8 protein-coding genes and 1 pseudogene are annotated in these 12,253 nt (G+C 59.2%); 4 read left to right on the top strand and 5 right to left on the bottom strand.

Annotated features, from left to right (window positions below; translation table 11 throughout):
- Nucleotides 1–3: 3 nt before the first annotated feature.
- The 5 genes and pseudogenes from P3T20_RS19825 to P3T20_RS19805 all read right to left on the bottom strand — a co-directional run bounded on the left by P3T20_RS19825 (nucleotide 4) and on the right by P3T20_RS19805 (nucleotide 4,481).
- A complete protein-coding gene (locus tag P3T20_RS19825) occupies nucleotides 4–1,005 on the bottom strand; it encodes a YqaJ viral recombinase family protein (RefSeq protein ID WP_429287608.1) in 1,002 nt (333 codons plus the stop codon).
- A gap of 86 nt (nucleotides 1,006–1,091) precedes the next feature.
- The gene (locus tag P3T20_RS19820; RefSeq protein ID WP_429287607.1) at nucleotides 1,092–2,057 is read right to left on the bottom strand and encodes a DUF932 domain-containing protein; all 966 of its coding nucleotides are present in this window, start codon (nucleotides 2,055–2,057) and stop codon (nucleotides 1,092–1,094) included.
- Between the two features lie 117 nt (nucleotides 2,058–2,174).
- Nucleotides 2,175–2,948 carry a hypothetical protein gene (locus tag P3T20_RS19815; protein ID WP_429287606.1) on the bottom strand — a complete coding sequence of 258 codons (774 nt, stop codon included), beginning with the start codon at nucleotides 2,946–2,948 and terminating at the stop codon, nucleotides 2,175–2,177.
- A gap of 621 nt (nucleotides 2,949–3,569) precedes the next feature.
- Nucleotides 3,570–3,896, bottom strand: a pseudogene (locus tag P3T20_RS19810) (DUF932 domain-containing protein); the annotation flags it as partial.
- Nucleotides 3,897–3,989: 93 nt separating this feature from the next.
- Nucleotides 3,990–4,481: a hypothetical protein gene (locus tag P3T20_RS19805; RefSeq protein ID WP_429287605.1), complete on the bottom strand. Its 492-nt coding sequence runs from the start codon at nucleotides 4,479–4,481 to the stop codon at nucleotides 3,990–3,992.
- A 279-nt stretch (nucleotides 4,482–4,760) separates the two neighbouring features.
- On the opposite strand from P3T20_RS19805, the gene P3T20_RS19800 reads away from it, so the two are divergent.
- From P3T20_RS19800 to P3T20_RS19785, 4 genes are read left to right on the top strand one after another with little or no spacing between them, the layout of a single operon-like run.
- On the top strand, nucleotides 4,761–7,199 hold the full coding sequence (locus tag P3T20_RS19800; RefSeq protein WP_429287604.1) for an N-6 DNA methylase: 2,439 nt from the start codon (nucleotides 4,761–4,763) through the stop codon (nucleotides 7,197–7,199).
- The gene (locus tag P3T20_RS19795) at nucleotides 7,196–8,422 is read left to right on the top strand and encodes a restriction endonuclease subunit S (protein ID WP_429287810.1); all 1,227 of its coding nucleotides are present in this window, start codon (nucleotides 7,196–7,198) and stop codon (nucleotides 8,420–8,422) included. Before P3T20_RS19800 ends, P3T20_RS19795 begins: the two co-directional genes overlap by 4 nt.
- Nucleotides 8,423–8,431: 9 nt before the next feature.
- Nucleotides 8,432–11,518, top strand: coding sequence for a type I restriction endonuclease subunit R (locus tag P3T20_RS19790; protein ID WP_429287603.1), 3,087 nt, complete (start codon nucleotides 8,432–8,434; stop codon nucleotides 11,516–11,518).
- Nucleotides 11,515–12,243, top strand: a complete 729-nt coding sequence (locus tag P3T20_RS19785; protein ID WP_429287602.1) for a M48 family metallopeptidase — start codon at nucleotides 11,515–11,517, stop codon at nucleotides 12,241–12,243. Before P3T20_RS19790 ends, P3T20_RS19785 begins: the two co-directional genes overlap by 4 nt.
- Nucleotides 12,244–12,253: the final 10 nt, after the last annotated feature.

The following is a 12,253-nucleotide window of genomic DNA, read 5'->3' as shown; positions in this document are numbered from 1 at the left end:
AAATCAGATGGAAACGAGAAACCGGCGTGAGCCGGGTTTCGTGATGGCGTATTGCTGCTGCAGATCGGGGTGTTCGGAAAGCAACCGTTTCAGATCGACGCCGTCCGAGTCCTTGCTGCGTTTGAACGAGACTTCGCCGGTCTCGAAGAGCGCGCGGGATGCGTCGCCCATGGCCTGCTGGATGGTCTGCTTCAGCCTTGACTCCAGCTCCGTGCGCGTTTCGATCTCGGCCCGGACCGAAACCAGATCGGAGAAGACCGCCGACAGGCGCGGGTCGCCCGTAAAGTCCACCGACACGCCCGCGCTGCCCGGATACAGGTGCCGTAGTGCGCGGTCGGCAGATTCGGAACCGTCCGCAGGAGGTGGCGTGTCGCTGGTCACGTACTGCCAGAACTGTGCTTCGAGCGGAATGAGCCGGGCGATCAGTTCGTCGTCACGCTCGATACGGTGCACTGCCAGTTGCTGGCCGCATAGCAGCACGGCGACGTCGGCAGCGCGCTTGCCCGTGACAGCTAACTGATGCTGGACCTGAAGCTGCACGTATTCCGGCACGCCGTCGCGCCATAACCGTGCGCCGAACTCGCCGGCGGTCTTGCATTCCAGAATCTGCACGCCCGGTACACCGACGATCTCGCGATCGAGATTCGCCAGCATGAAGGGAATCGTGGGATGCTGGAGGACGGCGTTGACCTTGCGTACCCGGTTGCCGGTCTGCTGCGTGTAGGCCGCAGCAACAATGGGTTCGAGCAGCGTGCCCCAGTACACGGGTTCCGTGGTGTCATGCGGGTCGGGCTTCGCCAGCCCGGCATCGCGCCCGGTCTTGTCGAGCCACAGTTCAAGCGTGCTCATGTACGGATTGAGTCCTACGGCGGCAGCCGCATCCGAGCCGCCGATGCCGGTCCTGCGCACCGCCAGCCAGTCGTCACGGCTTAAGCCCTGTGTGGGGACCAGCCGAAGCGCGGGAGGTCGCCTGCCGCCTGGCCCGTCTGCAGTAAGGTGTGTCATGTGAGATCCTCCTGACGGCAAAACACCCGGTGAGCGCAGGCTCGACCGGGCGTCTTATGACGTTGGGTGAAGAGGGCAGGGACGATTCAGACGACGAGCTTCAGCGCTTCGTCCCATGCCTTCTGTTTGAGAGTCGCGCCGTGGCCGAACCACGCGGCATCGCGACGGTGATCATCGCTGCGGGCACGACGCTGGTGATCAACGAATTCGGTCACGCTGTTGAGCAGCCCCCACGCGGTACCGTCTGCAGAGGGCAGATGTGCTCCCTTACCGTGCCCGGAAAACAGCGCCTGCACGGCCCTGATCGCGCTGTCGTTGGTTGTGGCCGCCGCGCGGTCCGAAGCATTGGCTGTTGGGTAAGTCAGTACGCGCCGGAAGAACGCGTCGGCGGATTCGGCCGTCACCTTGCGTTCCGACAGTGCCTTCATGCGCACCATGAAGCCGTCCCACGACGAGATCGCGATACCGAGCTGGCGCTTGACAGCCTGTGCATCGAACTGGCTACGATGGGGCACTTTCACGGCACCCGTGCTGTCACCGAGTGCGATGGCAAGCGTGTTGTTGCAGACCACACGCACCGAGGTGAACTGCGCTGTTGTCGCGAGCGTGCCATCACAGGCCGTGGCGAGCAGCAGATAGCCGTTGACCTTGTCGCGACCCTTGAGGGACACGCTTTGTCCCGTGCGGGCGAGTGCCCACAGCTTCCTGCCGTCCTTGAGCACGCCTGCCGTTTCCAGTTCGAATCCGCCGACTTCGGTGAGATCCCGATAGAACTCGAGAATCTCGGCGGGCTGGACCACCTGATAGCGGCTCGACACAACGGACAGCGGCGCTTTGGTATCCGACCGGTACAGCACCTTCTGTTCTGGGAACGCGTGAATGGAGCCGAGGCCCGTCGGACCTGCGACGAAGCGCACTTCGGATTCCTCGATCTTCCAGGCCATACCGGCCTGTTGTGCCCAGACTTCGAGCGGCTGGTTGCTGGCAAGCTGATTGCCTAGGCCGTGCCATGGCGTTTCGTTGACGTAAGCCATCGACTGAACGAGATGCATGGGGTACTCCCTTGAGATGGAAAAGGCATAACGCCCGGCACCAGCCGGGCAGATTGAGCTCAGTGAAAAGAACGTGAAAGCGGTGTAACGACTGGGCAATGGCAGCGAATGCGGTGATCAGCCGTGTTGCGCGCCGAAGGCATGACCACATGAGAGGCACCGGTAGTTGTCGAGCATGTTTTCGTCGATGGCTGCACCGACTGCGGAGCCGGCCGCGTTGCCGGCGGCGCTGCCGAGCAGTCCGGCAAGCACTGCGCCGGTGAGCCCTCCGAACACCGCGCCAATGGGGCCACCGATTGCGCCGACTGCCGCGCCAGCCTCGGCCCCGGAGAGTGCCAGCGCGAAGCCGCTCGTCGCGCCCGCGACGCTGCCAATCGTGCCGCCTGCCATGCGCGCGACGTTGAGTGTCTCGAGATGCATGGAGCCGCAATGTGGGCAACGCATGGGAGCATCGCCTGACGGAGATGGCGAGGGGAGAGGCGTGAGGGACGATCTGATTGCTGGATAGCCGGCGTCCGGCTGGGCAGCAACCCTTGCCTGATGGCGTGGTGACGCCTCGCGTGACTCAATGGACCCGACATCGTCGAAGGCGAACGTGTCGCGTTGCCGGAAATGGGTGTCGTTGGCGCTTCGGGTGTCGGGCGCTGAACGATAGGTCGATGATGGCGAACTGCGCAGATGCGGCGCGTACTCTGGATAGGGGGCCTGCGCCTCCCACTCATCTTCGAATGGATACGCGGGCTGTGGCTCAAAAGCAGAAGCCGGCATCGCTGCCGGTGGCGTCGCAGGCGGCACAGTCGAAGGGCGGCGAAACCGGAAGATCAACACGGCAATCACCGTCACGAGAAGTACGAGGGCGACTGCGATGACGGACACGGTAAGAGGATTCATGAATGCTCCTGGGCGGAATGCGCAGATGCGTCATTGCATCGGCGGAGCGGCCTATGCCGGCCGTGCTCAGGGAGGTGATATGTGACTGACCGGAAATGGAATCCGGGAAGGGCAGGACAAAGGACGGCAAATTCCCTGTAAATCCTGCGGGCAATCCGAGCAGGACCAGGGCCTCCGGTTGGAGCGAATCAAGTCCAGGCGTTGTCAGCCGATAACTGATCTGGACGCAACAGAACAGCGTGAATTCTGGACGTCCGTCAAGCCTGCATAACTGCCGGACCCTACGGGAGGAGCATGGCGAGCAAACAGACGATCAACGAGTTCCTGCTATACACGCTCGGGATTCGGGTGACCAACCGCACGTGGGCGTGGGACGCATACGGCGACGACGTGGTCGTCATGAAGCTCTGGAAGCGGCGATACTTCAAGGATCCGGACGGAACCGAACGGATCGAGGTGTGGGCGCCGCCGCCCTGGAAAAAGCCGGCGAAGGCGGCCCGTAACGAACGCCGCGCAAACATAGACCGGCTGAAGTCGGGTGGCACCACCTACGCCGTGTTGAGGGAGGGCGAGGGCTCTGACGATCCGAATGCGAGGGACTACGAGAGCCGGTACCTGTACAGCAGTTTCCAGCTCGAAGCCGCCAATTTCTGTGAGGTCGCGGTAAAAATTCAGTATGTCCATTGGCTGGACGACTTGATAGCGCGACGATACGACCGACAACGGAACCTTGGTGTCCGAGCGATACAGTACGCGCTGTTCGGGAAATGCGTGGATCGAGCCGAGATTGCTGCCGCCAGCGACGAAGCGGACATCGGCTGATTCGATCTGCCAGTCCATGCCGGCTTGTTTTTGCCATACCTCGATCGGCTGGCGTGGGGAGAGTGGATTCCCCAGCCCATGCCAAGGGATTTCGCCTCGATAGGCCATCGTGTTGACGAGATGCATGAAAAGCTCCTTGTAAACGGCATAAAGCCCGGCGCGCGGCCGAGCAGATGCGAGAAAAATGAAGGGGATAATGCTGAAGGGGAAAACTACGGATCAGGTAGATGCTTTGTGGCGGCTGAATGTGTGCCCGCAGGCGTGGCAACGGCAGTTATCGAGCACCTTATCATCGATCACGTCGCCGAACACCGAACCGGTTGCGCAGCCTGCCGTGCCGCCGATCAAACCTGCGATCACGGCACCTGCGATGGCACCGCACACGGCACCGGCAGGTCCGGCAAGTACACCGGCTGCTGCGCCAGTTTCTGCACCGGACAGGGCTAATGCGATACCGCTAGCCGTGCCGGCGAATGCACCAACGGCTCCGCCGGTCCTGCGGGCGCGATGGCGCGTTTCGATACGATCGGACCGGCACTTCGGGCACGACGGGATCGCACCCATTTGGGCGCTGGGCCCGGCATGGTTCTGCTGCCCGTGCGGAGAAACGAAACCTTGCTCGAACGGTTCGTCGGCGTCGTGCTCGCGCAGGTACGCGTCGTCCGGGTTATGCGGATCGGGGGGATGGGGATAAAAGCGCAAATCAGGCATGGGCGGTCGCAGCCTCCCGCCGGATCTTGTCGATGTATCGGCGCAGGCCGACCGACGTGAGCGCACCAGCGCTGAAGACAATGGTGAAGGCGATCAAAAATTCAAATGGGGAAGGGTATGAAGGCATCACGGCTCCCGCAGAGGTTCGCCCGCACGGGATTGCGCGGGCGGAGCGGCAGATAGCTGCTGTACTCGGGGGCGTGATATATGTCTAAGCCAGTTTTCAATCGCTGCGGTGTCCGCATGCCTTAAAATTCCGGACCATCCGCTGCCTGCTTCATGAGGCAGATGCCGCCCCAGTTCCAACATAAGCCTATGGCAATCAAGAAATCCGACCTTTACTCGTCCCTCTGGGAGTCCTGCGATCTGTTGCGCGGAGGGATGGACGCGAGCCAGTACAAGGACTACGTGCTGGTCCTGCTGTTCATCAAGTACGTCAGTGATAAATACGCCGGCCAGCGCTATGCTCCGATCACTATCCCGGAAGGCGCCAGCTTCGCAGACATGGTGGCCTTGAAAGGCAAGCCGGATATTGGCGACCAGATCAACAAGAAAATCGTCGGGCCGCTGGCGGCAGCCAACAAGCTGTCGGACATGCCCGATTTCAACGATAGTGGCAAGCTCGGCACCGGCGCGGAGATGGTCAGACGCTTAACCGACCTGATCGCCGTGTTCGAGAACCCTGATCTCGATTTCTCGAAGAACCGCGCTGACGGCGATGACATTCTTGGGGACGCGTACGAATACCTGATGCGCCACTTCGCCACCGAAAGTGGCAAAAGCAAAGGCCAGTTCTATACGCCAGCGGAAGTTAGCCGCATCATGGCGCAGATTATCGGGATCAGCAGCACGCGCACGAGCAGCGAGACGACTGTGTACGATCCGACGTGCGGCTCGGGCTCACTGCTGCTGAAAGTCGGCGACGCCGCGCCCACGTCAGTCACACTGTACGGTCAGGAAAAGGATTCCGCGACCAGTGGCCTCGCGCGCATGAACATGATCCTGCACGACAATCCCACGGCGCTGATCGGCCAGGGTAACACGCTGACCGATCCGAAGTTCAGGGGTGGCGACAGGCTCAAGACGTTCGATTTCGTGGTGGCCAATCCGCCATTCTCTGACAAGCGCTGGAGCACGGGCCTCGACCCGTTTAACGACCCCTACGGTCGATTCGATACGTTCGGCGTGCCACCGGCCAAGCAAGGCGACTACGCCTACCTGCTGCACATTGTCCGCAGCCTGAAATCCACCGGGAAGGGGGCATGCATCCTGCCGCACGGCGTGCTGTTTCGCGGTAACGCGGAGGCCGAAATCCGCAGGAACCTCATCCGCTACGGATACATCAAGGGCATCATCGGCTTGCCGGCTAACCTGTTCTACGGCACGGGCATTCCGGCGTGCATCATCGTCATCGATAAGGAAGACGCGCAGGCACGCAAGGGCATCTTCATGATCGATGCGAGCCAGGGCTTCATCAAGGATGGCCCGAAGAATCGCCTGCGCGAGCAGGACATCCACCGCATCGTGGACGTATTCAACCGCCAGGACGAAGGCGATCCGAGCTATGCGCGCATGGTGAGCGTGGCCGAGATCGAGAAGAACGATTTCAACCTGAACCTGCCGCGCTATATCGACAGCAGCGTGGCCGAAGATATTCAGGACCTGAAGGGCCATCTGCATGGCGGCATTCCTGATGCCGACGTGACTGCGCTCGATGACTATTGGGCGATCTGTCCGGCACTGAAAAAGACCCTGTTCAAGCCGAGAACGCCGGGCTATTACGATCTCGCGGTGGAAAAGGCGGCGATCAAGTCAACGATTCTTCAGCATCCGCAGTTTGCGGGCTTCATCGAAGACATGGGTGCTCACTTCGAGCAATGGCGCGTCCGCACTGCGCAAACGCTGAAAGCACTGGAACCCGGCTTCCATCCGAAGCAGTTGATCGTGGAGCTGGCCGATGGGCTGCTGAACCACTACGAAGGCAAGCCGTTGATCGACGCCTACGACGTGTACCAGCACCTGATGGACTATTGGGCGGAAACGATGCAGGACGATGCCTACCTGCTGGCGAGCGACGGCTGGGTGGCCAAGACCTATCGCATCATCGAGACGGACAAAAAGGGTAAGGAAAAGGACAGGGGCTGGACGTGCGACCTGCTGCCGAAGTCTCTCATCGTGGCGCGATATTTCGCAGCCGAGCAGAAGGCCATCGAAGAAACCACCGCCGGCCTGGAGACGGCCAGTAGCGCGCTTGCCGAGCTGGAAGAAGAGCACAGTGGCGACGATCAGGCATTTGCTGGATATGAAAAGATCAATGCGGCGGCGGTGAAGGAGCGCATCAAGGAGATCGGCCACGACGTCGATGCGGCGGATGAGCTGGCCGTGTTAAAGCAGTGGCAGGCTCTGTCGGAGAAGGAGACGAAGCTTAAGAAGGCCCTGCGTGAGCTGGAAGCCGAGCTGGATGCCAAGGCCTATGCGCAATATCCGAGGCTCACGGTGCCCGAAATCAAGTCGCTGGTGGTCGATGGCAAGTGGCTGGCTGCGCTGTATGCCACGGTCTCGGCCGAGGTCGAACGTGCGTCGCAGTCCCTGACCCAGCGGGTGCGTGAACTGGCAATGCGTTATGAAAGTCCGCTGCCCGTGCTGGTGAATGATGTTACCGCGCTGTCGGAGAAGGTGACGGGCCACTTGCTGCGGATGGGGGCGACGTGGAGATGACGCCGGGGTACAAGCAGACGGATGCAGGTGTGATTCCTGACGATTGGGATGTGAAGCAGCTGGGCGAGTTGTCGTCTGTCTCGGCGGGTGGAACACCAAGCCGATCCAACGCGAATTATTGGGGCGGTGATATTCCATGGATCACGACAACGGAAATTGATTTCCGTTTAATAACGGAATCCGAGCAATTCATTACTTCGATAGGGCTAAAAAACTCTGCAGCGAAATTAATGCCTGCTGGTGCGCTCTTGATGGCGCTTTATGGGCAAGGAAAGACGCGTGGAAAGGTTGGCGTTCTAGGTTTTGAGGCTGCAACCAATCAAGCATGTGCAGCAATAATCCTGAAGAAGGGCTACTCTCGCGAGTATGCTTTTCACTACCTTGCGAGTCAGTACGACGAAATACGCAAGCTTAGCAACACTGGAAATCAAGAGAACCTTAACGGTGCATTGGTTCGCTCGATTCCTGTATTGCTACCACCGCTTTCCGAACAATCTGCCATCGCCACCGCCCTGAGCGACGTCGATGCGTTGCTCTCCAGCCTGGACGCCCTGATCATCAAGAAGCGCGACATCAAGCAGGCGGCCATGCAGCAGTTGCTCACGGGCAAGACGCGGCTGCCGGGGTTTGAAGGCGAGTGGGAGGTGAGGAAGGTCGGTGAGTTCACCGATTGCACAGCAGGTGGAACGCCTAGCACCCTCATGGATGATTTTTGGGGTGGTGATATTCGTTGGATGAATTCAGGTGAACTAAATTTTAGGCGGGTGCATGAAGTCGAAGGACGCATCACAGAGGCTGGGCTCATAAACTCCAGTACAAAGTTAATCCCGCCCGGTTGCGTGCTGATCGGCTTGGCAGGACAAGGCAGAACGCGTGGAACGGTAGCGATGAACTACGTTGAGCTATGCACAAATCAATCGATTGCGGCTATCTTCCCTAATCCTTCGTTCTCGACAGAGTATCTTTATCAAAATCTGGATTCTCGCTACGAAGAGTTAAGAGGGCTTTCATCGGGCGGTGGTGGGCGCGGAGGATTGAATCTCACCCTAATAAAGGGATTAGATATCCCTTTTCCAAGTATTGCGGAGCAAACGGCCATCGCCGAGGTGCTCTGCGACATGGACGGCGAACTGGCTGCACTGGAAGCGCGACGCGATAAAACTCGTCTGCTGAAGCAAGGCATGATGCAGGAACTGATGACGGGCAAAACAAGACTGGTGTAGGGGACCCACATGATCGACGAAATCGGCAAGTCAGAAAGAGCCACGCAGAACCGCGTGATCAAGCTGTTCACCGAGCAGTTGAAGTACGACTATTTGGACGACTGGACCGATCGCGTCGGCAACAACAACGTCGAAGAAGGTCCGTTGACGGCCTACCTGACCGAAGCCGGCTATCGGCCCGCACAGATCAGTCAGGCCATCTATCGGCTCAAGACCGAAACCAACCATCCGCAGCGCGACCTGAACGCCAACAACGAAGCCGTCTATCAACTTCTTCGCTACGGTATTCCCGTCAAGGTTGAAGGCGACAAGGTCGCGCAGACCGTGTGGCTCATCAACTGGTCGCAGCCAACCCGCAATCATTTCGCGATTGCCGAGGAAGTCACCCTGAAGGGCGGATACGAGCGTCGCCCGGACGTTGTGCTCTATGTGAACGGGATCGCCATCGGTGTGCTGGAGCTAAAAAACAGCCGCGTGAGCATTGGTAATGGCATCCGGCAGAATCTGTCCAACCAGAAGCCCGAGTTCAATGCCTGGTTCTTCAGCACCGTGCAATTTATCTTTGCAGGTAACGATTCGGAAGGGCTGCAATACGGCACGACCGGCACGCCGGAAAAATTCTTTCTCCGGTGGAAAGAAGACGAGACGGATAACAGCGGTTACAAGCTCGACAAGTATCTGTTCAGGATGTGCAGCAAGGCCCGGCTCATCGAGCTGATGCACGACTTCGTCCTTTTCGATGGCGGCGTCAAGAAGCTTCCGCGCGTGCACCAGTACTTCGGCATGAAGGCCGCGCAAGAACACGTGCGCAAACGTCAGGGCGGGATCATCTGGCACACCCAGGGCGCGGGCAAGAGCATCCTGATGGTGCTGCTGGCTCGATGGATCCTGGAGGACAATCCGCATGCCCGTGTCGTCGTCATTACCGACCGCGATGAACTCGACAAGCAGATCAAGCGCGTATTCGAGGACAGCGGAGAGACGATTCACCGTACCAATAGCGGCCGTGACCTGATGACGCGGTTAGGTCAGCCGACACCGCGCCTACTGTGCTCGTTGGTGCATAAGTTCGGTGCCGGTAAGGGACTTGGTGATGGTGACTTCGATGCCTTCATCAAGGAACTCGAGTCGCAGCCCGGGAGTGCCGTAGGCGATCTGTTCGTGTTTGTCGATGAATGCCACCGCACGCAAGGCGGGCGTCTGAACCGCGTGATGAAGGCGATGATGCCGTCGGCTGTGTTCGTCGGTTTCACCGGCACACCGCTGCTCAAGCGCGACGCCGCTACCAGCCTCGAAGTGTTCGGCAGCTACATTCATACCTACAAGTTCAGCGAGGCAGTGGAAGACGGGGTCGTACTTGATCTCGTCTACGAGGCGCGCGACATTGATCAGCAGCTCGGCTCCCAGGACAAGATCGACAAATGGTTCGAATCGAGAACCAAACCGCTGAACGACTGGCAGAAAAACGAACTGAAAAAGCAATGGGGCACGATGCAGCAGGTGCTCAGTTCGCGCTCCCGCATGGATCGCGTTGTCGAGGACATCATCTTTGATTTTAGCACCAAGCAACGACTCTCCAACGAACGCGGCAATGCCATGCTGGTGGCGTCAAGCATCTACGAGGCATGCAAGTATTTCACGCTATTCCAGAAGACGCAGTTCAAGGGAAAGTGCGCGGTTGTTACGTCGTACAACCCGCTAGCCAAGGACGTGACGCTAGAAGAAACCGGCGCAAATACCGAGACCGACAAACAGTTCATCTACAACACCTACACCGAATTGCTAAAGGAGGTGCAGGCCAAGGCGGGGATGTCGAAGACCGAAACGTACGAAGAGCAGGCCAAGGCCCGGTTCATCAACGAGCCGGCCGGCATGAAGCTGCTGATCGTCGTGGACAAGCTGCTGACCGGGTTCGATGCACCGCCCTGCACTTATATGTATATCGACAAGTCCATGCAGGATCATGGACTGTTCCAGGCCATCTGCCGTACGAACAGGCTGGATACCGCTGATAAGGATTTCGGCTACATCGTCGATTACAAGGACCTGTTCAAGAAAGTCGAGAACGCCATCGCGGTATATGCGTCCGAGCTGGACCACAGTGCCAGTGGTGCAGATCCCGAAATCCTGCTCGAGAGCCGGGTCCAGAAGGGTAAGGAGCGTCTGGATGCGGCGCTGGAAGCGATGGCGCTGCTGGTGGAGAAGGTTGAGCCGCCCAAGGGCGAGCTGGAACACATCCATTATTTTTGCGGCAATACTGAGATAGGCGACGACCTCAAGGCCCGCGAGCCGCTGCGTGTTGCCTTCTATACGGGCGTCGTCGGCTCGCTCCGTGCCTATGCGCTCATTGCTGATGAACTGGATGAGGCAGGCTACAGCGCTTCTCAACAAGTCATCATCCGCCAGGATCTCGATCAGTATGTGAAGCTGCGCGAGTTGATTCGCCTGGCGAGCGGCGAGACGCTTGATCTCAAGCCGTACGAAGCCGACATGCGCCATCTGATGGACACGTACATCACGGCCAGCGAACCGCGCAAGATTTCCGACTTCGAGAACGTCGGTTTGCTTGACCTCATCGTGAAGACCGGCATTGCCGATGCGATCGCGAAGAAACTTGGCAGCATGAAGGATCGACAGTCAGTCGCTGAAGCTATCGAGAACAACGTGCGCAGCAAGATCGTCAAAGACCATCTGACTGATCCAGCGTATTTTGCAAAAATGTCGGCGCTACTCGATGAGCTCATCAAAAAGCGCAAAGAGAAAGCGATCGAGTACGAGGAATACCTGAAACAGATGGCCGATCTTGCGGCCGCGGTGCAGGCAGGCAAGTCGGACGATACCCCTGTTACGCTCGATACTGCGGGCAAGCGTGCGTTGTTCAATAACGTGAAAGTTGGCAATAGCTGTACGCAGGAACAGGCGTTGGCCCTGTCGCTCGAACTGGACGCCGCCATCAGGCGTGTCCGTCCGGCTGACTGGCGCGGTGTGGTGCCGCGTGAGAACGTCATCAAGCACGCGATGTGGGAAATCCTGAAGGACGAGCGGGAGGTCGAACGGCTGTTCCTTATCGTCTTCGAGCAGAAGCAGGAGTATTGAACGTGGAAGTGGGTGAGGTCATCGATCTCGGGGATATTCATGTCGATCTGATCAGGAAGGACATTAAGCACGTCCATCTGAGCGTGTACCCGCCGGACGGGCGCGTCCGGATTTCTGCGCCGCTGCACATGACACCCGAAATCATCCGCGTGTATGCCATTACACGGCTCGATTGGATCAGGCGACAGCAGCGCAAGCTGCTTTCGCAGGAACGGGAGACGGCCCGTGAATATCTGGACCGGGAGAGCCACTATGTCTGGGGAAAGCGTTACCTGTTGCGGATTGTGGAAGCCGACTCGGCACCGGCCGTGCGGCTGAACCATTCGACGCTCGAACTCAGCATACGCCCTGGCAGTGATGCGAGCCGCCGCCGTGAAGCGCTTGACGCTTGGTACCGGGACCAGGTTCGTGCAGTCGTGCCGGCGTTCCTGGAAAAGTGGGAGCCGCTCCTGGGCGTCAAAGCCCATCGTGTCCTCGTGCAGCACATGAAAACGCAGTGGGGAAGCTGCAACCCGGTGTCGGGCAACATCCGCCTGAATACGGATTTGGCTCGCAAGCCGTCAGATTGCCTGGAATACATCCTCGTACATGAGTTGCTGCACCTGATCGAGCCGACCCACAACGCGCGGTTCCAGTCGTTGATGGATCGCTTCATGCCGAGGTGGCGGCCGGTGAGGGATGAGTTGAATCGCTTGCCGGTCCGGCATGAGGATTGGGCATATTAGCGCGCGACCA

It is taken from the genome of Paraburkholderia sp. GAS206C (assembly GCF_050435645.1).
In the GTDB taxonomy this organism is placed as follows: Bacteria; Pseudomonadota; Gammaproteobacteria; order Burkholderiales; family Burkholderiaceae; genus Paraburkholderia; species Paraburkholderia phenazinium_B.
The sequence above is the reverse complement of the archived record's forward strand: the minus strand, read 5'-3'. Positions and strand labels throughout refer to the sequence as shown.

Bases quoted from the DNA above. Each gene is read 5' to 3' on its own strand.
- P3T20_RS19805 (WP_429287605.1), bottom strand. From the start codon at position 4,481: ATGCCTGATTTGCGCTTTTATCCCCATCCCCCCGATCCGCATAACCCG.
- P3T20_RS19815 (WP_429287606.1), bottom strand. From the start codon at position 2,948: ATGAATCCTCTTACCGTGTCCGTCATCGCAGTCGCCCTCGTACTTCTC.
- P3T20_RS19800 (WP_429287604.1), top strand. From the start codon at position 4,761: ATGAGGCAGATGCCGCCCCAGTTCCAACATAAGCCTATGGCAATCAAG.
- P3T20_RS19795 (WP_429287810.1), top strand. From the start codon at position 7,196: ATGACGCCGGGGTACAAGCAGACGGATGCAGGTGTGATTCCTGACGAT.
- P3T20_RS19820 (WP_429287607.1), bottom strand. From the start codon at position 2,057: ATGCATCTCGTTCAGTCGATGGCTTACGTCAACGAAACGCCATGGCAC.
- P3T20_RS19825 (WP_429287608.1), bottom strand. From the start codon at position 1,005: ATGACACACCTTACTGCAGACGGGCCAGGCGGCAGGCGACCTCCCGCG.
- P3T20_RS19790 (WP_429287603.1), top strand. From the start codon at position 8,432: ATGATCGACGAAATCGGCAAGTCAGAAAGAGCCACGCAGAACCGCGTG.